The organism is Microbulbifer sp. ABM4_008 (genome assembly GCF_056311705.1).
The window spans coordinates 688,976-711,172 of the sequence record NZ_CM149970.1; the positions used below are offsets into that span (position 1 = coordinate 688,976).

A 22,197-nucleotide genomic window follows, 5' to 3' on the forward strand; every position below is an offset into this window, starting at 1 on the left:
AGGTTGCGCAGCAGTGTAAAACCTCAACTAATGTTTAGGTCAATGGTTGGTGGGCATTTTTATGGCAGCTGAAGAATCGGCCGAAAAAGGAGCGGTAAAGTCAAAGCAAATCAAGCGGGAGCTGACTGTTGGCGAGGTGGCCGAGCGCAGCGGCGTGGCAGTCAGCGCCCTCCATTTCTATGAAAGCAAAGGCCTGATTGCCAGTTGGCGGACCTCCGGAAATCAAAGGCGTTACTCACGGGATGTGTTGCGACGAGTGGCCATTATCAAGGTGGCCCAGAGTACCGGGATTCCATTGTCGGAAATACGCGAGGCCTTCGGGGAGCTTCCCAATAAGCGCACGCCCAATGCGGGGGATTGGTCATCACTCTCTTCTCACTGGCGTGAAGAGTTGGATCAGCGTATCCAGCAGTTAACCAAGTTGCGCGATGACCTTGAGGGATGTATTGGCTGCGGTTGTTTGTCTATGCAGAAATGCCCTTTACGGAATCCCGGGGATGAAGCTGCGGAGCAGGGAGGGGGAGCTCGCTATTTGGATTTGACCGAATAGGAAAGTGGTATCAATACACGAGTACTGCTACCAACCCCCAAGGCGTACTTTTATCATTGCTAAAAGGCTGATAGCGGTTTTCCGGCGCTCACTTCAGGAGAAAATCTTCTCGTAAAACGCCAGTGTTCCCCGCCAGGCGTCCTCAGCGGCTTCACGGTTATAGGCCAGCGGCAGGCCGAACTTTTCTCCCCGGTCTGTTGCACAGGGGTTGGTAAATCCGTGTAGGACCCCCGGGTAACTGACCAGAGTTAATTTGGCTTCGGATTCCTGCATCTCAGTAACAAACTGGCCGACCTGGTCCGGTGGAACCATCACATCGGCGCCGCCGGTGTAGACCTGTATTTCAGCATTAATAGGTTTGTTTTGTGCGGGCGTACTTCTTGCCAGTGCCCCGTGGTAACTGACTACGCCGCGCAAGTCCACGCCGACTCGAGCCATAGCGAGTACGACTCCGCCGCCAAAACAATAGCCCTGTGCTGCGACCTGGTCCGGGTCTGCTTGGGGCCGCTGCTGGAGCAGTGATAATGCTGTGCGGAAGCGCGCTTCAAGGGCCACCGGGTCCTTCAGGGCTTCATCCCTGAACTGTTGTGCCTCTTGTGGATCATCGGTCTGTTTGCCTGCGCCAAACATATCCACTGCAAAAGCGAGGTAGCCGCAGTTGGCCAGTTTCTCCGCCTGCTCGCGAACAAAGGCATTGTGCCCCCACCATTCGTGTACCAGTAAAACCCCCGGCCGTTTTTCACTGATATTTTCATCCCATGCGAGATATCCGCAAAAAGTATCTCCGTTTACGGTGTAGTCAATTACTTCCGCTTCCATAGTGAGTCGCCTGGCTGATCGAGAAAGAGTCGTTGGGAAACCGGTAAGGGCCCGGCTACTCCGCAAGCGTGGCACAAACTTCAGTTGTTGCCAGTGGGTGGTCCTTTCAGCTCAATCACATTGTCTTCGGGATCCGAGATGTAAATTGACAGGCCAATTCCATCGGCACCAAAGCGCTCTTCTGCTGGCGAAAACTTTACCTGTTCCTGCGCTAAAAAGGCCTGAATACTCTCCGGATTAAAGGGTTCAACCCGGAAGCAAAAATGATCCAGGTTCCGCCCTTCCTTTCCTGGTGCTGCTCCCCCTCTCTGGCCGATAGGTTTATCAACTGGCACTAAATCTATCATGCAAGTGCCTGCGCGGAGTTGGTAGAGGCCAATATCGTCCCGTTGGCGCACAATGCTGCATCCAAGAATATTTTGGTAAAAGTCGAGCATGGGTTTTAGGGATTGGACACGCAATACAATATGGTCAATATGGTGGAGCTTAATCATAGGCGGCCCAAGCTTAATTTTTACTAAGACTAGGTGGACCCTAAGGTAGTTGTCGAGTGAATTAAATGTTAGAGATTTTTTAGTTAATCTGTAAAAGCCTGGCTATAGAGCAGGTAGGTAGCGCAAATAATCAGAAGGCTCCCCATGGATCTGTTAAATATTTTGCGCCGGTATTGACTCTCTAATAGTAAGCGAGCCCGATCCCCGGCAATAGCCCAAGTACTTAATGATATATAGCAAACCAGAAAGTAAATCAGGGTGAATGAGAGTAAATTGCTGTGGTTATCGCTGCTGGAGAAAATAGCCACTCCAGAAAGGCAGGCGATCCAGGCCTTCGGATTGAGCCATTGCAATAAAAACCCCTGGTAAAAGCGTGGTTTCTGTAACTGCTCAATATCCGCATGATTAGTAGGTGCAGCCGCTGTTTGGTAGCCGATATAGGCTACATAAATTGATCCTGGTATCGCGACATATCGTAGTAACTGGGGATAAATTTCTATTACCTGATAGAGCCCAAGGCCTATAGCTGCAAGTAACAGTGTAAAGCCTATTGTGGCTCCTGATACAAAGGGCAAGGTGCGGATAAATCCATAATTCACCCCGGAGGAAATGATAACCATATTCACCGGCCCCGGTGTAATGGACATAGCCAGGGAAAACCCAAACATAGCAAGAAGTAGTGACATTCGCTGCTCCTGGCAGTTATCAATTGTTTGGAGACTTTAATGGCCTGGTAGGAAAATGATTAGATACTTAAAACTGAAATATATTGTTTATAAAAATTTACTTACTAAAAAGGGAGAAGGAAAGAATACACTGCGCTCGGGACCCTATGAGGCATGGATGCCGATTAGGAGCTTACAGGGATGTATTTACTGCGTGTCTCGAGTGCGGTGTATTCTTTCCTTCCACCCCAGTAGTAAGTATGGACGAGTGTGCTGCATGAGACTGGATGCTGATTAGGCGCTAACAGCAATATATTCACAGATCTTCGTAAGAGCGGTGTATTCTTTCCTGTTGACCCAGAAGTATCTTTAGAGAATTCATAGGGAGTTGCTATTGTGCTAAAGGATATTCGCTATTTACTGGTGTTTGCCAAGGTTGTGGAAAGCGGCTCTTTTAGAGGCGCTTCTTCGGAACTGGATATTTCTGTCGCCAGCGTTAGTTCCTATGTGGCGAGGTTGGAGGAAAGTCTTGACGTTGCGCTCTTGTATCGCAATACCCGCAAGTTGTCCCTGACCGAAGATGGGGAAAAGATTTATAAAACGGCACAGAATATATTGGATTTGTACGCCGATGGTCTCGGAGAATACAAAGCGCGAGAGGAACGCAGTATCAGTCGGCTTAAAATTGCAATCCCCGCCGTTTTGATCCACAGCCGCTTGCTGAGCAAAATAGTGGACTTTGTCCGACGGGATCTGGGTATTCATTTACAACTTCAATGCAGCGACCAGCACGAGGATGTAATTGGCGGTGGTTTTGACTTGGCAATTCGCCTGGGTAATATGCCTGATAGCAATTTGAAAGCGCGTAAGATATTTGAATTAGAGCGGGTGTTAATTGCCAGTGGCGATATGCTGGATCGCTATGGTTTTCCGGGTCATCCTCGCGACCTTGCAGTCTGGCCCTGGATTGGGCTGACAATGCGGCCCAATCACCGGCAATTTCTACATCGGCAGCAGGGCGAATATGAAGTTAGCTACACCCCGGTAGCGACTGTCGACAGCGTTGAAGCGGCTTATCGACTGACGAGCTGCGGCCTGGGACTATCGGCGCCACCTCGATTTTTAATAAGCGCACAGGATGATGTACAAGAGTTATTACCAGACTGGCAGCTTCCGAATTTACCCGCCTATGCAGTTAGGCCTTCAAACGGAGTCTCCGAAGGTCCTATACAGAAACTGATTGATTATTTGGCCGATAGTGATACCCAGCTGGCCGCCTGCCATCCTCGTGATTTAACGCAAAAGCTAGCTGCAGAAGCGGTTGATTGATTGTCCCGGAAGGTTCTCAATAGCTCGGTAGAGGCCTCTGCCGTCAAGGTTGGTCACTTGCGGGCAGAGGTTCTTTTATTCATGGGGGAATTTAAAACCTTACTGCGGAATAAATTCCTGAACCATATTTATTTGGGCATTACTGCTTATTTCTACCGGATCTTGCTTTACCGGAGTTGACTCCATGGATGTGTCTTCAGAGGCATTAACTGTGCGAATAATACTGGCGATTTCTGGTTTGCAGGAACCGCAGCTGGTACCGCAGCCAAGAGTTTCACCCAGTGCTTCGACAGTGTTAATGCCCTGGGCGATAGCCTCCTCTATCTGTGGCCGTGAAACCTGGAGGCAGGTACAAATCATCTTCACACCGGGCTTTATGGGATGAAGCAGTTGCCCCGGTGATTCCGGCAAGGGAGTGGCCAGGTAGTTTTCCAGGTGCTGTCGGCTGGGTAATTGATGCCAGTCTCTGCCAGAGAAAATCAGCAGTTTTAAGTTATCGTCGTAGGCGATCCAGCGCTGACTTTTAGGGGTAACCAATTCCTGCCAGAATAATTGGGGCTGGTCGACCATTATCTTGGATGCCAGTTCCCGCCCGTGGATAAGTTGGTTCGCGGCAATTTCATAGCGAAAGCCACTTTCCAAGGGGACTCGATACCAGTGCAGGATACTGCTGTCGTTGGGCTGCTGTAACCAATCCCATACTCTATCGGCAGTCTCTTCGGCACAGATCATTGTGGCAAAGTATTCAGCTGCCAGAGGACTGACACTAACGGGAACCTGTTTGAATTCTGGTTGGCCGGAATAGGGATCAATACTGGAGTCCGCCAGGGCGCTGGGCTTGGAATCCTGTGAGAAGGTTTCGCTCCAGTGAATGGGGGCAAAGATCTCCCCGCTTTTTTGTCCTCCGTTGAGGGCGGCGCGGCCGACCATTTTAGATGAGGCGCTGTTTAACCGAACTAATTCCCCATCGTTAACCTGGAAGCGAGCGGCATCCTTGGGGTTTATTTGTATTTCCGGCAGTTCGCTGTGATCGAGTAATTTCCTTACCCGCCCGGTTCGGGTCATGGTATGCCACTGGTCGCGCATACGGCCAGTATTGAGCCATATGGGATAGTCGTCACTGATCTGCTGTTCCGGAGGCTGCGGCGTTATGGGGATAAAGCGCGCACGTTTGTCCGGGGTAAAAAACTGTCCACTGGTGAATAAGCGTTTGCACCCGGCGGGGTGCTCCTGGTTGACCGGCCACTGCACCGGAGCCAATGCATCGTATTCGCTGCGATTGATATTGGCGAGTGCGGAGATATCGAAAGCCCTGGAGCCGTGGTTTTCGAAGCCGGAAAGCTGGGCGTGCTCACGAAAAATATCGGCGGGGTGTGAATAATTAAACTGATCCCCATAGCCCAGATGTTGGGCCAGCCCGCACAGGGCTTGCCAGTCGTGGCGAGCTTCTCCCGCTGGGGATAAAAATCCACGCTGCCGAGAGATACGTCGTTCTGCATTGGTGACAGTGCCGTTTTTTTCTCCCCAGCCCGTTGCAGGAAGTAGCAAATCGGCACAGCGAGCGGTATCGGTATTGGCAATGCAGTCGGAGACAATAACCAACGGGCATTTCTGTAGTGCGGCTTTGACTCTATCGGCTTCGGGCATACTGACGGCGGGGTTGGTAGCCATAATCCAAATGGCTTTAATTTTTCCGCTTTCTACCGCGCGGAACATATCCACAGCCTTCATTCCCGGCTTGGTAGCAATTTGATCGGAATTCCAGAATCGTGATACCCGGTCAATATCCTGCTCGTTAAACTCCATATGCGCGGCGAGGGTATTGGCAAGTCCGCCCACCTCGCGTCCACCCATCGCGTTGGGTTGGCCGGTAATAGAAAATGGTCCTGCACCAATTTTGCCCACGCGTCCGGTGGCTAAATGGCAGTTTATGATTGCGTTGTTTTTATCAGTTCCGCTGCTGGACTGATTGATTCCCATGGAATAAAAACTAATGGTCTTTTCTGTTGCTGCAAATGCCTGAAAAAATTCCAATAGTTTTTCGATAGATATGCCACAGGTGGCCGCAGTTAATTCTGGTGACCAGTCTTGAGCCGCAGCTAAGGTATCGGCAAATCCCTGTGTATGATTTTTTATGTAGTCGGTATCTAGATAATAGTGCCGGCTGAGAAAACGCAGTAGTCCATTGAATAGTGCCGCATCAGTGCCAGGTTTAATTGCCAGGTGCAGATCTGCCATTTCACTGGTAGCGCTGCCACGGGGGTCGATAACGACAAGCTTTGCAGCACCTGCCTGCATTCGCTGGAATAAGATCGGATGTGTCCAGGCTGCATTGGAACCGACAAGCACGATAAGTTCAGCCTGTTCCAGATCCTCATAGGAGCAGGGGACTGCATCGGCACCAAATGCGCGTTTATATCCCACCACCGCAGAGGCCATACAAAGTCGGGAATTGGTATCAATATTGGCAGAGCCAATAAATCCCTTCATTAACTTGTTGGCTACATAGTAGTCTTCGGTGAGAAGCTGACCGGACAGATAAAAAGCTACCGAGTCAGGGCCATGGTCGTGAATTGTCTGCTTAAAGGCATCGGCCATATAAGACAGTGCGGTATCCCAGTCACAATCTTTTCCGTGTAGGCGAGGGTGCAGGAGACGGCCGTGTTCGCCCAGCGTTTCGCCGAGCGCAGAACCTTTAACGCACAATTTGCCGAAATTTGAAGGGTGCTGGGAATCGCCACTAACAGTAATCGCTGTAGTATTTGCGCGCTCTTCCCTGTTAACCGAAACCCCACAACCGACACCACAATAGGGGCAGGTAGTGCAGGAGCGGTGCGCGCTCAGAAATTCCTGTACTGCCATTACTGTAACTTATTGTTGCCGATGTAAACCGTGTTCCCACTAAATGCCAGCGGGTAGGTGGCAAGCTTGATATCGCTGTCTTCCATGCAGACTCCATCGCTAAGGCGGAAATGGTTTTTATACATTGGGGAAGCAATGGTTAATTCCCCTTCCAATTCCGCAATAATTCCTCTTGCAATCACACCAGCTTGTGCGATTGGGTCCCAGTTGTCAACGGCATAAAGCTGTTGTTCCTGGTCGGGTAAAAAAAACAGGGCGATGCTTCTTTGATAGACAGTTTTAGTCACTGTATTCAAAGCCTTCGTTGGGTATACGGAGGTATCGCCCCAAAGCGCACATACCCCAGAGTTGGTGACCAAATCTGATCGCTGACAGATTGGAGACCATTGGGGGTGGGTTATGGCAACTGAATTTGAGGGAGTTTCTTGCAGGGCAGCCAGGCTCATAATAATTTCCTCACTATGGATGGAAAGGATTCAAAAGCAATTTATTAATAAAGGTATAACTGGCGGCTTGCGCCGCCGGGTGAAGCTTTAGGCGGATTCGGCTGTTTCCACTAGCTCGTCAGTGGTCGCCGGACGCGGTTGTCCGCGCTCTTTAACGAAAACAATCTTTTCGTCGGTTTCGTTGCTGTTAACGAATTGACGGAAGCGCTTGAGTTTTTCCGGATCGTTAATGGCTGTTTTCCATTCGCACTGGTAGGTGTCTACTACTCGGGCCATCTGGGCTTCCAGCTCAGCACAAATCCCCAGCTTGTCATCGATAATGACTTCGCGCAGGTAATCCAGGCCGCCGTCAAGATTTTCCAGCCACACAGATGTGCGCTGTAATTTATCGGCGGTGCGCACATAGAACATCAGGAAACGGTCGATATAGCGGATAAGAGTTTCGTCATCCAGGTCAGTGGCGAACAAATCTGCATGGCGGGGGCGCATGCCGCCGTTGCCACAAACAAATAGATTCCAACCTTTTTCAGTGGCGATAACCCCGACATCTTTGCTTTGAGCCTCAGCGCATTCACGGGTACAGCCGGAGACAGCCATTTTTATTTTGTGTGGAGAGCGCAATCCCTTGTAGCGGTTCTCTACTTGAAGGGCCATTGAAACGCTGTCCTGAACCCCAAAGCGACACCAGGTGCTACCAACACAGGACTTAACCGTGCGCAGGGATTTGCCGTAGGCATGGCCGGTTTCAAATCCGGCATCAATCAGCTCTCGCCAAATTTCCGGTAGCTGCTCCAGGCGCGCGCCAAACAAGTCGATACGCTGGCCGCCAGTAATTTTTGTATAAAGGTCGTAGCGTTTGGCCACTTCGCCGATCACTATTAATTTTTCCGGTGTGATCTCGCCGCCGGGAATACGCGGAACTACAGAATAGCTGCCGTTTTTCTGCATATTCGCCATAAAAGTATCGTTGGTGTCCTGTAAGCCGACATGAGTCTGCTCCAGAATATGTTCATTCCACAGGGAGGCAAATATGGATGCGGCCGCAGGTTTACAAATTTCACAGCCGCGCCCTGAACCGTGTTTACTTAATAATTCACTAAAGGTTTTTATTTCTTCCACCTGGATAATGTGGAATAACTCCTGGCGGGAGAAGGGGAAGTGCACGCATAAGTGATTGTTCACTTCCATGCCGAGCGCCGCTAGCTCTTCATCGACAATATTTTTCAGTAACCCAGCACAACCACCGCAACCTGTAGATGCTTTTGTTGCATCCTTGACATCAGCCAGTGAGTGGCAGCCACCGGCAACGGCGTCGATAATCTGGCCTTTACTTACATTGTGGCAGGAACACACGGTAGCCGACGCAGGAAGTGTAGCGGCACCCAGCCCGGGAGCTGCGCCATCGGTTGCCGGTAAAATTAATTGTTCCGGGTGTTCGGGCAGATCAATATCGTTGAGGTGATATTGCAGCAGGGTATCGTAGTCAACCGTATCCCCCACCATCACCGCACCCAGCAGCTTTTTGCCCTCGCTATCGGTGATCATACGTTTGTAAACACCGCTCTGCTCGTCTACAAAAGTAATAGCGGCAGCGCCGCTGGTGCGACCATGGGCATCGCCAATAGAACCGACCTGTACACCCAGGAGTTTCAGCTTGGTGCTCATGTCAGCACCGTTAAAGCTCTCCTCTCCACCGGTCAGTTGAGCGACAGCAGTACGCGCCATGCTGTAACCGGGAGCGACCAGGCCAAAAATTTTCTGATCGTAAAGCGCGCATTCGCCGATAGCGAAAATATTCGGGTCTGAAGTACGGCAGTTGCTGTCAATTACGATCCCGCCGCGTTCGCCAACTTCCAGCCCGCTGGATTTTGCCAGTTCATCCTGGGGGCGAATGCCTGCGGAGAAAACAATCATATCGGTAAGCAGTTCTTTATCTCCCTTGAACTGCATACGCAGGCGGCCGCCTACTTCTTCAATCAATTCCGTGGCAGTACTGGTGTGTACCTGAACCCCGAGTGCTTCAATTTTTGTTCTTAATAGGGCTGAACCACCTTCATCCAACTGAGTGGCCATAAGGCCTGGGGCGAACTCGACAACGTGGGCTTCAAGTCCCAGGGCTTTCAGGGCATTGGCAGCTTCCAGGCCTAGTAGGCCACCGCCGACAACTACACCACTTTTTGCACTGGTGGCAATCGAGCGAATGGAATCGAGATCTTCCAGGGTTCGATATACAAAGCAGCGCTGGTGTTGATGACCGGGTATTGGCGGAACAAAAGGGTAGGAGCCGGTGGCAAGTATTAATTGGTCGTAAGAGTGGCTGGCTCCACTTGCCGCAGTAATTGTTTTATTGTCCCGATCAATTTGCACCACCTTGTCATTGAGCAGGATATTAAAACCCCACTGCTGATACTGCTCCAAGTTTCCCATGGACAGGTCTTCAGCTGTGCGTCCGGCAAAGTATTCGGAAAGGTGGACCCGGTCATAAGCGGGACGGGGCTCTGCACAGAATATGGTGATATCAAACTGTTTGGCGTATTGATGGTTGGCGAGCTGTTCCAGGAAATGGTGCCCGACCATACCGTTGCCAATCACAATCAGCTTTTGAGGTTTAACATTTGCCTTCATTTACAATCCTGCCGTCTCAATTCGTTTTATTCGGCAGGAAGAGGGCCCGTCTGAAATGGCAAGGGCGTCTCCTCTTCTGCCGAAGAGTACAGGCGCCGTTGCCTCGTAATGGGGGAATAATTTGTTGGTAATTAAATACATTCAATCTCTATGCCAATTTTATTTTTAGTAATAAAGGGGGTTTGGCCTGATTGTCCACAATTTTTGCGACAAAGTGGTGCATTTAATTAATTTTCTGCGCTGTAAATGTGCTTATTCAAATCTTATGTATTAGCGCCAAAAGAAGTAGAGCAGATGAGAGAGCAGTAGAATTAAAGTTAGTAGCTGCCAGACAAGAACCGGATTTCTTTCTAGCAGGGGGCGGCTTTGGGGGGCTTTAAAATCTGGGCTGGGAGATTGCAGATCCTGGATAAATTCTGACAATGCGTTGTAGCGCTTTTTAGGATCAGGAGCACAAGCCTTTTGTAGAGCGCTATCAATCCAGTAGGGAATATCTTTGCGGTGTGCGGATGCGCGAGTAAAGCGCATTTGGTTATAGCTCTTTAAACGGTAGTGGTAGCTACCAAAGCGCTCGGGATAGGGATATTTGCCCGTGAGCAATTCATAAGCAATGATTCCCAAGGAAAAGATGTCTGATCGATGGCTGGCGCTATCCCCAAAAAAGAATTCCGGAGCTGCATAATTCTTACTGCCGGGTGCTGTTTCACCAGATAGATGTAATTGCTCTCTGAGCCCTGGGCCATCGGCACCACCGAGATCAATGATTACCAGGCGCCCGTCGTTGCGCATCATAATATTCTCTGGCTTGAGATCGCCGTGAACGATCTCCAACCGCTGTAAACTTCGCAACGCACTAACCAGTTGTGCCATTAGCTCCCGCACTTGGGGAATTTGAGGTTGTGGATTTAATTGCATCCACTGACGCAAAGTCTGTCCTTCGATATATTCGAGAATATGATAGAGACAGTGCCTTTCAGAAGTGGGAGCAAAAACTTTAATAATTCCTGGGTGGGAGATTCGTCGCCCGGTCCACTCCTCAGCAATAAATCGCTCGATGTAGTGGGGGTCATCACAGAAATTAACTGAGGGAGTTTTTATCACCCGCAATACTTCGGTATTGAGGTCTCGGGCCAGATAGAGATGGCTGCGGCTGCTGGCATGTAATTCCTGTAAAACAAGGAAGTTGTCGAGCTTTTGGCCTGGGCGCAGGTCAGGTGCGAACGGGAGTTCGCGATTGCGCATAGCCAATTCATCGCACTGGGGCAGCCCTACATAATTTATCCGGCAAGTGACAGCAGTCAGGTTATCGGTGGAGCCCGCTTTCAGAGCAGCATCAATAAGCCCTTGAGGGGTTGAGCTGGAAAAATTAAGCAATAGCTCAATTAACTCTGTTTCAGGCAGAAAATCGTGAATACCATCGCTACTCACCAGGAAAATATCCCCGGGTTGCAGTTCCTCACAGCGGTAGTCCACTTCAATATGGGCATCCATTCCCAGGGCGCGGCTCAAAAAGGTGCGTCCAGGTCCGAGGCTGTGGCTGTGATCGCTACTCAAGCACTCTAATTTTCTGTTGCGTAGTCGGTAGATCCGGGAGTCGCCGATGTGAACCAGGTGTGCGCTGGTGCCTTTGAAAATAACGGCAGAAAAAGTGGTCAACCAACCCCGTTTAATTTCGGCACTGCCGCCACTCTGTCGAAACAGCCAGCTATTGAGCGAGTGCAAAACCCGCGCAACAGAGTGCTTTGTCGACCAGGTTTGCGGGGTGCTGTAATAATCGGAAAAGAATCCATTGATGGCAGCGCGGGCTGCTTCACCGCCGGCTTCTGCATTGGCAACACCGTCGGCTACTGCGGCAAGGCTGCCGTGGCGCTGTAATTCAGCGCCTTCGGGAAGCCTCACTGCGCAGGCGTCGTCATTGTGTTGGCGAAGTCCGGCGCAGGAGGCAGTGAACAGTTGCAGGACATCTTCTTTATCGCCCTGCGAACTGTCACTGGCAGCGAGCCCAGATTCTATTGTGCTCGCTGCAGTGGGTAGATCGTTATTAGGCAACATCGATCATGGATACGCTGCCATCGGGGTGTACTTCTGCCATTTGTCCCTCCGGTTCTTCCAGTAGAAGCAGGGCGGCAAAGCCGAGCAATGCGGTAGCGCAGATTACCAGGAAAAAGGCCTGGTAAGACACCATGCTGAGAACGGTGAGATAGAAAACGGCTCCGACATTGCCGTAGGCGCCAGTCATGCCGGCAATCTGCCCGGTTAGGCGGCGTTTGATTAGGGGCACCACTGCGAATACAGCGCCTTCACCAGCTTGCACAAAGAAGGAACAGGCCATGGCAGCGGCGACCGCCAGGTACAGGGGCCACTCGGCATCGATCATGCTCATAGTGAAGTAACCCAGAGCCAGGCCAGCGGTGAGGATCAGCAGGGTAGGTTTGCGGCCCCAGCGGTCGCTAATCAATCCGCCGGCAGGGCGTGACATGAGGTTCATAAAGGCATAGGCGGAGGCCAGCAAGCCAGCTTTTACCGGGTCCAGTGTAAAGGTCTCGGAGAAGAATAGGGGCAGCATGGAAACCACAGCCAATTCGGAACCGAAAGTCGCGAAGTAGAGCAGATTCAAAACTGCTACTTGCTTAAACTTATAGCGGTGTACCGGTGCTGGTGGGTTGCTGAGTACTTCACGGTTAATACTGTAGGTTTTATACGCGTCCAGAAGATACAATAATACCAGGCCTGCATAGATCAGGTTGGCAGTAAGGTTGGATATTAATGCAACGCCGCTGGATAATTTCCAGGTTAGCAGAGCCAGTGCCGCATACATGGGCACTTTCATCACCAGAAGCAGGATAAAATCCCCGGGACTGGTGACTTCCATAGCACCAATTTTTTTTGGCTTGAAATAGGTTGACCCCTTGGGCGTATCAGTCACAGAGAAGTAATAAACTACGCTGTAAACCAGTGCGATTGCGCCAGTGAGGCCAATGGCATAGCGCCAGCCGTCGTCACCGCCAAAAAACAGGGCGATAGTGGGCAGGGACATGGCTGCTGCAGCTGAGCCAAAATTTCCCCATCCCCCGTAAATACCCTCTGCGGTACCCAGCTGTCGAGCCGGGAACCACTCGGACACCATTCGGATGCCTACGACAAAACCTGCACCAATAAAGCCCAAAAGGAATCGGCCAATGGCTGCCTGTACAAAGTTGTCTGCCAGGGCAAAAATAAAGCAAGGCACACTGCCGATTGCCAGTAATAGCGAATAGGTGAGTCTGGGGCCATATTTATCAGTGAGCATCCCGATTACAATGCGCGCGGGAATTGTCAGGGCCACGTTTAAAATAAGTAGGGTTTTGACCTGGTCTGGAGTTAATGAAAGGCTTTTCGCAATTGCCATTAACAGTGGTGCGTGGTTAAACCAGGCAAAGAAAGTGATAAAGAAGGCCACCCAGGTTAGGTGGAGCACTTTTATCTTCCCGCGGAACGAGAATAGATTGAGTGAGTCACTGGACATGCGCATTTCCTTTGTTTGCTAATTCCGCAGGCACAAAAAAAGCCCACAGCTGCAGCCGCTTGACTGCAGACGATGGACTTCGTTGCCCGTTATATTCGGCGAACAACCGCTTCACCGCGCTGATGCGCCTGAGGGAAGGCAATTGCATCATCGAATTATTTCCATTCAATTAATGTGCCACTATTTTTTTGCGAGCAGGAAATCCACTGTCTGCTGATAGAGGTCTGGACGATAGGCTTCTGCTGCACGGAGTGTCGAGCTCCCCAGGTCTGAATACATCTCCAGCAGCTGCCGTGCTTTTTCCTGAGTTGGACGCCCGCAGTCGTTATCAATATGGGCAAAGAGGTGCCAGCCGGGATTGGCGAGAATTTCCCGGTCCCGGTGGTAGAGAATCTGGTCATTGAGGGAGCGCAGAATCAGCTCCTCAGGCAAGTTGAGGTATTGCCCCAGGGACAAGAGCTTGGCAGCTTCGGCTCTGTTTGCGCGTGCGGCAAGCCAGGTACAGGCCTTGAGAAGAGCGGCCCTTAGGGCCAAGTGGGTCGCAGGGTTGACTTGGTGCCAGGTCTCAGTGACTGTCAGCACTTTTTCCGGCATAGCTGGCAGCAGTGTATTACAAGCCGCAATAACCACGCCGGACCCTTTGTGGGCGGCCAGGGAGTTCCAGGGTTCGCCTACACAATAGCCATCGATAACGCCACTGTGGAGGTTTTCCAGCATTTGTTCAGGCGGTAATACCACCAGTTTTATATCCCGGTCCGGGTTGATATCGGCAGAGCGCAACCAGTATCTTAATTGCAAGCTATGACTGGAGAATGGATAAACCGTGGCGAGCCTGACAGTAGGTGGGTATTTATTGTCGTGAAGGTAGCGCTTTAGCGCCAAGGCGATATCACTTTGTGAGTCACCTTCACAGTAATTTTGCAGACGTTCGAATAATTCTGCGGAAAGGGTAATAGCGTTACCGTTGCAGCTGAGAATTAATCCACTTAACAAGTGTTCGTGGCAATTTGGTAACGCTTGTTCCAGTGTCAGGGGCATAGGAGCGAGCATTGCTGCAGCATCTGCTTTGCGCGCAATTAACTTGTCTCGCAGGGTGGCCCAGCTTGTTTCTTTTTGCAGCTGTACCTTTAATCCATATTCTTGGAAGTAGCCTAGCTCCTTGGCGACAATCAGCGGTGCGCTGTCGGTCAGGCGCAGGTAAAGCAGTTTGATGGTCTTTTTTTCCGGGCACAGAAGGGCTGACATCGGTACTCTAATGCTCTTTCTGAAAATATTGGATTACTTGCTCGGCAACTGTATGGATGGTCGAGTTGCTGTTCATTGCGAGATTGCGCAAGGTCTTATGGGCATCCTCTTCACTGAGGTTCTTCTTGGCCATTAATAGCCCTTTGGCCCGCTCGATCGCTTTTCGCTCTGTGAGTTGCTGCTGGGTGCGCTCAAGAGACTGACGCAATTGCTGGAAATGTTTAAATTGTGCCATAGCGATTTCTATCGCCGGTGCCACGCGCTCAGGGGTCATTCCCTCGGCCATATAAGCGCTTACTCCGGAGTCGACCGCGCGACTAATAAAGTCTGCGTTTCCGCTACCTGAAAACATAGCCACTGGGGTTGGCGCCTCACGATTGACTATGGCCAGGCTTTCCAGGATATCCCTGTCCGGGGATTCGATGTCTATCAGCACAATATCTGGACGGTATTTTTCCACCTGGAAGAGGAGGCCTTCGGCACTGTTGATCTGGGCGAGAATGCTGTAGCCAGCAGCACGTAATCGCTCACAAACCAATTGGGCGCGCTCGGGATTGTCATCGACCAGCATGATTCCAGGGCTTGGATTAGTCACAATTTACTGCGGCACTCATCTAATAATTTTTATTGGGCTTTACCAACTTTTAATCAATAGTTGTGCCAAATACGCAGAGGTGGGGGAGTGGATGTATGTCTCTAATTCCATGAGGTAAATCTGATGTTACTGCTTTTTCCTGGTGCGACATTCTGCGGATATTGTGTTTTTTGCACAAGTAGGGGGCTGGTAGATATTTTTCAGGCAGAAAAGTGTGACTTGGTACTATGGAGGCAAAATTATCTGCACATATGTGGTTTGCGTGAATAGACTGTCATATGGCGCGTTATTTTTTGTTATAGGTGTAATGTGATAGATGCATTTGTCGATAATATTTTACTAGTATGGCGTGTTTGATGATCTGTTTATGGCTTCAAAAATATTCAGTAGCACCTAAATTTTTGTGGCTTTTTGTTTGTTTTCAGGTGCTCGCTCGGCTGTGGAGATTTTTTTGGATTGAAAATTCATAGTGAATTGAGCGGTAAGGCCATTCAAAAAGGAAAATTCCAAGTATTTTGGAGGAACAAATAGCAATTTAACTTCAGGAAAAAGGTTTCGAGCGAGACTAATTTTTGCTTATTTCTCTCAGGTCTATATAGCCATTTCAGGATATATAGTCTTATTAATTTCACCAATTACGGCTATCAGGTTATCCCTCTTTTCATCCCCTTTGACGACGTTTACACTCGATCTGTTTATAAATTGGGCAATCCAATACTTTTTGAGGTAGATGTAGCTGTAAGTTCATAAAATCAACTAAGAGGGGCACGGCGGTGATTATAGCCATACCTAGAGAGACCGCAGAGGGAGAGGCACGTGTTGCAGCAACTCCCGATAGCGTAAGACGATTACGCGATTTGGGTTTTTCCGTAGCGGTGGAGAAGGGGGCTGGTAATAGGGCCAGTTTTACTGATGAAGCTTATGCTGAAGCCGGTGCAGAAATCCGCGAGGATATGCAACAGTGCCTGGCTGATGCGGGCGTAGTATTAAAAGTACAAGCACCAACTGATCAAGAGTTGGCCCTGATTCCCAAAGGGGCTACGCTGATCGCCTTTCTGAAGCCGGCACAAAATGCCGAGTTCCTACAGAAGCTTGCCGAGCGCGATATCAATGCGCTATCGGTCGAGTCGATTCCAAGAATTTCCCGCGCGCAAAAAATGGATGCGCTCAGCTCCATGGCGAATATTGCCGGATATCGTGCAGTAGTGGAGGCTGCTCATAATTTCGGTCGCTTCTTTACCGGGCAGATCACGGCAGCAGGAAAAATTCCCCCGGCAAAAGTACTTGTTATTGGTGCTGGTGTAGCGGGGCTCTCTGCAATAGGTACGGCAAAAAGCATGGGAGCTATAGTGCGGGCCTTCGATACCCGCGCTGAAGTACGTGAGCAAGTGGAGTCCATGGGGGCTGAATTCCTTACTGTAGAAATTGAGGAGGAAGGCTCGGGCTCCGGTGGTTACGCCAAGGTGATGTCCAAGGAATTTATTGATGCTGAAATGGCACTGTTCCGCGAGCAGGCCAAAGAAGTGGATATTGTGATCACCACTGCCTTAATTCCGGGGAAACCCGCTCCGAAATTATGGCTTGCAGATATGGTCGACAGTATGCCTAAGGGTTCTGTCGTCGTGGATTTAGCAGCAGAAATGGGCGGTAACTGTGACTATACGGTGGCTCATGAAAAAGTGGAGCAGAACGGTGTCACTATTCTTGGTTATACTAATCTGCCCAGTCGAGCAGCGGCACAATCCTCGCGCCTGTATTCAACCAATCTCGCTCACCTGCTTGGGGAGCTAACTCCAGAGAAAGATGGTGAGATTAATCTCAATTTTGATGATGAAGTGATTCGTGGAGCCACAGTGGTTAAATCCGGTGAGATTACCTGGCCTCCACCCGCACCAAGAATTTCTGCTCAGCCCAAGCCATCGGCGAAAGCTACTGAAGAAGTGAAAATTGTTGAGGAGAAAGCTGAGAAACGAAAATCTCCCGTATCTATTTTTGCATTTTGGGCGATCGCGGCAATCTTATTGCTGTGGTTGGGGCGTGTGGCACCTCCTGATTTCGTCTCGCACTTTACCGTATTTGTCCTGGCAATATTTGTTGGCTGGCAAGTGATTTGGAATGTTACTCATGCGCTACACACTCCGCTAATGAGTGTTACTAATGCAATTTCCGGCATAGTGGTTGTTGGTGCGTTAGTGCAGCTTGGGATTGCCAATTCGGGTTTGGTGAGCCTGCTTGCTTTCATTGGCGTGTTGGTGGCCAGTATTAATATATTCGGTGGTTTCTTTGTGACCTACCGTATGTTGAAAATGTTTCGCCGGTAAGGGGAGGAGAGAGTGATGAACGGTATGATTGCAATGGCTTATCTCTTCTCGGCAGTGATGTTTATCTTGAGCCTGGGAGGTTTATCCAGTCACGAAACTGCGCGCAGGGGAAATATTTACGGCATGGTGGGAATGGCAGTTGCCATTATCGCCACTATTGCTGGAGTGGCCGCCGGGGCCTACTGGATGGTCGCCATCGCCATGATCGTCGGTGCGGTGATTGGATTGGCGCTGGCCAAGCGTGTGGCTATGACTCAAATGCCACAAATGGTGGCTTTGCTACACAGTTTTGTCGGCTTAGCTGCGGTATTAATTGGTTGGGGCGGTTTCCTCGATCCGGTTGTGGAGTTACACGGAGCTGCTCATGTTGTCCACAGCACTGAGATATACCTGGGTGTATTTATTGGGGCAATTACCCTGACCGGTTCTTTGGTTGCTTTTTGTAAGTTGCAGGGATTGGTTTCCGGGAAACCATTAATGCTACCGGCCCGGCACTGGCTTAACTTGATTGCCATTTTGGCTTGTATTGTTCTGGGTGTGTTGTTTGTACCGGCAGATGTGCATGCGGGTACGGTTATTAACTTGCTGTTAATGACCTCAATTGCATTGCTGTTAGGTATTCACCTTGTGGCAGCTATTGGCGGCGCTGATATGCCGGTGGTTATATCCATGCTGAACAGCTATTCCGGTTGGGCCGCTGCCGCTACCGGATTTATGCTGGGCAATGACCTGTTAATTGTAGTGGGCGCCTTGGTGGGTTCTTCCGGTGCCATCCTGAGTTACATCATGTGCCGGGGAATGAATCGCTCTTTTATCAGCGTTATTCTCGGTGGATTTGGCTCTGATGGTGGTGAAGTCTCTGATGAGGAAGTCGATGGTGAAGTAATTGCCATTGATCAACAGGAGCTTGCGGATGAGCTGGATGCGGCGGACAGTATCATTATTGTTCCCGGATTCGGAATGGCGGTAGCCCATGCCCAGCAGGCGGTTAGTGACTTGACCGATCGTTTGAGAAAAGCGGGCAAAACAGTGCGCTTTGGTATTCACCCGGTAGCTGGACGTCTTCCCGGACATATGAATGTGCTCTTGGCTGAGGCTAATGTGCCCTACGATATCGTTCTGGAAATGGATGAGATTAATCCAGACTTTCCCGCTACAGATTTGGTTTTGGTGATCGGTGCTAACGACACGGTAAACCCGGATGCAGTGGAAAAACCGGGCTCGCCTATCGCCGGTATGCCGGTGTTGGAAGTTTGGAAGGCCGGCAAGGTTGTTATCCTTAAGCGCTCTATGGCTTCAGGGTATGCGGGAGTTGCTAACCCGCTGTTTTACAAAGAAAACTCACGCATGCTGTTCGGTGATGCAAAAGATAGTTTGCAGGGGGTTTTGGGTAAAGTCGGCAATTAGTTGCTGACTCGGGTTAATAATAGTAATTAACCTATTTTGTACTGAAAGGCCTGGTGGGGTACAAATTGTGATGTGCCTCTTCAGGCCTTTCTGTATTTTGGTTTAGCTATTTCTTTTGATGAAAAACTTGGTTATCGAACCCTTTTTCAAATAGTGGTAGGCTCCACCGCTTTACATATCTTTACTAATAAAAAGGTTAATAGGAGTTTGGGGATGGAAATCCGTCTACGTAAGCTAGCTTTTGCAGGGGTTGTTACTCTGGGAGCTTTAGGCTTGGCAGCCTGTGGGGGAGGCGGAGGTGGCTCTGACTCTGATGGTGAAGATGGTTCTGAGACGCCAACTGCCGTTGGCGGCACTTGGGAAAAGGATAACTTCCTGCCTGTCTCAACTTATGCGAGCCGGTGTGTTGCTCCCCGCAGTGGCACAGACCCAGCAACGGGTTCGGCTTATGCTGATGTAGCGGGCACCCGCGAGGACGAGAATAACTGGCTGCGCTCAATGAGTAATGAGCTCTACCTATGGTACGACGAGATTGAAGACCAGGATCCAGCGAGCTTCGATGATTCTTTAGCTTATTTCGAAGAGCTAAGAACTTTCGCTCTAACTCCCTCCGGTCGAGAGAAGGACCGCTTCCATTATACGGTTCCGTCAGATGAGTGGTACTCACAAACTGAATCTGGTGTGTACGTAGGTTATGGTGTCCAGTGGGCCCTACTTTCCGATAAGCCGCCACGTAAAGCGGTAGTCGCTTATCTGGATGAGGAAAACGGTGGTAATTTGCCGGATATTATCACCCGCGGTGCAGAAGTTATCAGTGTGGACGGCGTTGACCTGGCTTATGGTGATGATGTCGATACCTTAAATTACGGTATGTGGCCGGAAAACGATGGTGAGTCCCATGTATTTGAAATAAGACCTTTGGGTTCTTCAACGATTGAGACTGTCACTTTGGTCGCATCACCAGTGCAATCAGATCCTGTTCAATATGTTAAAACGGTGGACACAAATTCGGGCCGCAAAGTCGGATATATGTTATTCAATGATCATATTGCGACAGCCGAAGCGGAATTGATTGATGCTGTCAGCGAGCTTGAGTCTGAGTCTGTTGACGATTTAGTACTAGACCTTCGTTATAACGGTGGTGGTTACCTCGATATCGCTGCAGAGTTAGCTTATATGATCGCAGGTGATAATACTGCGGGGCAGGTATTTGAAATTGCCCAGTTTAACGACCAGCACCCGGAAACTAATCCAATTACCGGAGCGCCATTGGATGGGACTCCATTCTACTCGACCGGTCTGGGCTTTGTTGATGAGTCTTTATACGGGGAAGAATTGCCGACTTTAAATCTGTCGCGACTGTTTGTCTTAACCAGTGAAAATACCTGCTCAGCCAGTGAGGCCATTATCAATGGCTTGCGCGGAATTGATGTAGAAGTTATTCAGATCGGTGAGACTACTTGCGGTAAGCCTTACGGTTTTTATCCCCTGGATAACTGTGGCACCACTTATTTCACTATTCAGTTCTCCGGTGTGAATGCAAAAGGCTTTGGCGATTACTCCGATGGCTTTGTACCCAATGGTAATTATGGAACTGATGCTGATTTGCCCGGGTGTGTGATTGGGGATGACTTTGACAATCTCCTGGGTGATGCTGATGAAGCGCGATTTGCCACTGCGTTGAATTACATTGAGACTGGCGAATGTGGAGATATTGCGGTTAGCTCATTCTCCATTTCCGGTGAAAGCGAGGGTGCCCCCGCTTTCAATGCACGAGTGACCAAGGAAGTCTCTCGCAGTAACCGCATAATGGTGAAATAAAATGAAAAAGGCAGCTTTGGCTAAACTTTGTGGTTTTGCATTGATGTGTCTTGGCTGCTCCTCCCAGCAAAATATTGAAACTGCACAACCGGCACTGTTACTGGAAACTAGCCCGGAGATTCAGGACAAGCTGCAGGTGGCAGTTTCGCAAGCGCTGGGCGGGGTTAATGTGACCCTGGGCCCGAGGGTGTTTGTGGACGATACTATTTTGGTGATTGAGAATGATCCCAAAAAGATGGCTCTGATTGGCCGGGATATGGGGCGGCCGATCAAGTTTCAACTAGTCGGCAATGGTGAGAAATGCTGGTTGAGGCGATTGTCCAATGGAGAATCCTGGGAGTTGCCTGTGATGTGTAAGCCAGTTTCCACTGGTTGAGAAAAGAAAGGGGAGCATTAGCTCCCCTTTTTGTTTAACGCAGCAGGTTGGACTTGCGAATATCCGGTTTTTGCGCAGCACGGAAAATCAGGGCAATCTTGCCGATTTCCTGTATCAGCTCGGATGAGGATTTTTCGCAAAGCTCACCAACGATTTGGTGGCGTACTTCCCGGTCGGCGATCATCAGTTTGACCTTGATCAGCTCGTGGTCTTCGAGTGCACGGTTCAGTTCTTCCATCACCCCCTCGCTCAGCCCGTTGCCGGCTACGGTCACGACAGGTTTCAGGTTGTGACCTAGAGAGCGAAGAGCTTTTTTGCGGTCGGCGGTTAAAGGCATACAATACTCCATTACCACTTTGTGGAATTCGATGTGGGAGCGGCCACAGATCGCGATCGTCGCCAGCGTTTGTTCGGCGGACCCGATCGCGGCCAGTGGCCGCTCTTATAATTAAGCTGTAGTGATTGTAGGCATTGTACCCGATGGGCCGATCTAAGAGCAGCCACCGTTGGCTGCGTGAACATTTTAATGACCATTACGTCAAACAGTCCCAAAAAGAGGGCTATCGCTCCCGTGCCAGCTACAAGCTGCAGGAGCTACAAAATAAGGACCGCTTATTCAAGCCAGGAATGACTGTTGTCGACCTGGGTGCGGCTCCAGGGGGCTGGTCCCAGGTAGCGATGGAGTTGGTAGGGCACAAAGGCAAGGTTTTGGCGTCAGATATATTACCGATGGACCCGCTGGCCGGTGTGGACTTTGTCCAGGGGGACTTTACAGAGGAGTCGGTGCTCAGTGAACTGTTACAGCGCATGGGCGATGAACTGGCAGACCTTGTGATTTCCGATATGGCCCCCAATATGAGTGGGATACGCGATGTTGATCAGCCCGCCTCCATGTATTTGGTGGAACTGGCGGTCGATATGGCCCGGCAGGTACTTAAGCCCGGTGGTGCATTTGTTGCAAAGGTATTCCAGGGAGAGGGTTTCGACGAGTTGATCCGCGACTTGCGTGGGAGCTACAACAGCGTCGTAACTCGCAAACCTGGTGCTTCCCGCCCCCGTTCACGTGAAGTATACGTGGTGGCGCGAGGATTTAAGGGCTGAGAGCGACTGAGAACATCGGCGTATTTCTAGTCTGAC

Annotated in this window: 18 protein-coding genes; 7 read left to right on the forward strand and 11 right to left on the reverse strand. The window is 50.1% G+C overall.

What is annotated here, in order from left to right:
* The first annotated feature begins 61 nt into the window (after positions 1–61).
* On the forward strand, positions 62–550 hold the full coding sequence (gene soxR, locus ACYX4J_RS02990; RefSeq protein ID WP_282931344.1) for a redox-sensitive transcriptional activator SoxR: 489 nt from the start codon (positions 62–64) through the stop codon (positions 548–550).
* A gap of 93 nt (positions 551–643) precedes the next feature.
* Here the strand turns inward: soxR and ACYX4J_RS02995 are convergent, their stop codons facing one another.
* The 3 genes from ACYX4J_RS02995 to ACYX4J_RS03005 form a co-directional block, all read right to left on the reverse strand.
* Positions 644–1,369, reverse strand: a complete 726-nt coding sequence (locus ACYX4J_RS02995) for a dienelactone hydrolase family protein (protein WP_444940808.1) — start codon at positions 1,367–1,369, stop codon at positions 644–646.
* Positions 1,370–1,449: 80 nt separating this feature from the next.
* Positions 1,450–1,863, reverse strand: a complete 414-nt coding sequence (locus ACYX4J_RS03000) for a VOC family protein (protein ID WP_282931346.1) — start codon at positions 1,861–1,863, stop codon at positions 1,450–1,452.
* An 83-nt stretch (positions 1,864–1,946) separates the two neighbouring features.
* Entirely contained in the window at positions 1,947–2,549 is a 603-nt protein-coding gene (locus ACYX4J_RS03005; RefSeq protein ID WP_444918136.1) for a LysE family translocator, read from the reverse strand.
* A 375-nt stretch (positions 2,550–2,924) separates the two neighbouring features.
* On the opposite strand from ACYX4J_RS03005, the gene ACYX4J_RS03010 reads away from it, so the two are divergent.
* Positions 2,925–3,857 carry a LysR family transcriptional regulator gene (locus ACYX4J_RS03010; protein ID WP_444915590.1) on the forward strand — a complete coding sequence of 311 codons (933 nt, stop codon included), beginning with the start codon at positions 2,925–2,927 and terminating at the stop codon, positions 3,855–3,857.
* Between the two features lie 99 nt (positions 3,858–3,956).
* On the opposite strand, the gene ACYX4J_RS03015 is transcribed toward ACYX4J_RS03010, so the two are convergent.
* From ACYX4J_RS03015 to ACYX4J_RS03045, 7 genes are all read right to left on the reverse strand, one after another.
* Positions 3,957–6,719: a nitrate reductase gene (locus ACYX4J_RS03015; RefSeq protein ID WP_476177872.1), complete on the reverse strand. Its 2,763-nt coding sequence runs from the start codon at positions 6,717–6,719 to the stop codon at positions 3,957–3,959.
* The gene (gene nirD / locus ACYX4J_RS03020) at positions 6,719–7,165 is read right to left on the reverse strand and encodes a nitrite reductase small subunit NirD (RefSeq protein WP_282931350.1); all 447 of its coding nucleotides are present in this window, start codon (positions 7,163–7,165) and stop codon (positions 6,719–6,721) included. The genes ACYX4J_RS03015 and nirD overlap by 1 nt, the downstream gene beginning before the upstream one ends.
* Before the next feature lie 87 nt (positions 7,166–7,252).
* A complete protein-coding gene (gene nirB / locus ACYX4J_RS03025; protein ID WP_476177873.1) occupies positions 7,253–9,790 on the reverse strand; it encodes a nitrite reductase large subunit NirB in 2,538 nt (845 codons plus the stop codon).
* A gap of 270 nt (positions 9,791–10,060) precedes the next feature.
* Positions 10,061–11,842, reverse strand: coding sequence for a bifunctional protein-serine/threonine kinase/phosphatase (locus tag ACYX4J_RS03030; RefSeq protein ID WP_476177874.1), 1,782 nt, complete (start codon positions 11,840–11,842; stop codon positions 10,061–10,063).
* Complete coding sequence (locus ACYX4J_RS03035; protein ID WP_444915595.1) at positions 11,832–13,295, reverse strand: NarK family nitrate/nitrite MFS transporter; 1,464 nt, start codon at positions 13,293–13,295, stop codon at positions 11,832–11,834. Before ACYX4J_RS03035 ends, ACYX4J_RS03030 begins: the two co-directional genes overlap by 11 nt.
* A gap of 180 nt (positions 13,296–13,475) precedes the next feature.
* A complete protein-coding gene (locus ACYX4J_RS03040) occupies positions 13,476–14,540 on the reverse strand; it encodes a CmpA/NrtA family ABC transporter substrate-binding protein (protein ID WP_476177875.1) in 1,065 nt (354 codons plus the stop codon).
* A 7-nt stretch (positions 14,541–14,547) separates the two neighbouring features.
* The gene (locus ACYX4J_RS03045; RefSeq protein ID WP_444934107.1) at positions 14,548–15,135 is read right to left on the reverse strand and encodes an ANTAR domain-containing response regulator; all 588 of its coding nucleotides are present in this window, start codon (positions 15,133–15,135) and stop codon (positions 14,548–14,550) included.
* Positions 15,136–15,908: 773 nt separating this feature from the next.
* On the opposite strand from ACYX4J_RS03045, the gene ACYX4J_RS03050 reads away from it, so the two are divergent.
* The 4 genes from ACYX4J_RS03050 (at position 15,909) to ACYX4J_RS03065 (ending at position 21,060) form a co-directional block, all read left to right on the forward strand.
* Positions 15,909–17,456 (forward strand): Re/Si-specific NAD(P)(+) transhydrogenase subunit alpha, encoded by a 1,548-nt coding sequence (locus ACYX4J_RS03050; RefSeq protein WP_476177876.1) that lies wholly within the window; start codon positions 15,909–15,911, stop codon positions 17,454–17,456.
* A gap of 15 nt (positions 17,457–17,471) precedes the next feature.
* The gene (gene pntB, locus ACYX4J_RS03055; protein ID WP_413663233.1) at positions 17,472–18,863 is read left to right on the forward strand and encodes a Re/Si-specific NAD(P)(+) transhydrogenase subunit beta; all 1,392 of its coding nucleotides are present in this window, start codon (positions 17,472–17,474) and stop codon (positions 18,861–18,863) included.
* Between the two features lie 213 nt (positions 18,864–19,076).
* Positions 19,077–20,684: a S41 family peptidase gene (locus tag ACYX4J_RS03060; protein WP_476177877.1), complete on the forward strand. Its 1,608-nt coding sequence runs from the start codon at positions 19,077–19,079 to the stop codon at positions 20,682–20,684.
* A gap of 1 nt (position 20,685) precedes the next feature.
* Positions 20,686–21,060, forward strand: a complete 375-nt coding sequence (locus ACYX4J_RS03065; protein WP_413663231.1) for a hypothetical protein — start codon at positions 20,686–20,688, stop codon at positions 21,058–21,060.
* A 34-nt stretch (positions 21,061–21,094) separates the two neighbouring features.
* Here the strand turns inward: ACYX4J_RS03065 and yhbY are convergent, their stop codons facing one another.
* On the reverse strand, positions 21,095–21,397 hold the full coding sequence (gene yhbY / locus ACYX4J_RS03070) for a ribosome assembly RNA-binding protein YhbY (protein WP_413663230.1): 303 nt from the start codon (positions 21,395–21,397) through the stop codon (positions 21,095–21,097).
* Between the two features lie 143 nt (positions 21,398–21,540).
* On the opposite strand from yhbY, the gene rlmE reads away from it, so the two are divergent.
* Positions 21,541–22,161: a 23S rRNA (uridine(2552)-2'-O)-methyltransferase RlmE gene (rlmE, locus tag ACYX4J_RS03075; RefSeq protein WP_108734402.1), complete on the forward strand. Its 621-nt coding sequence runs from the start codon at positions 21,541–21,543 to the stop codon at positions 22,159–22,161.
* Positions 22,162–22,197 lie beyond the last annotated feature (36 nt).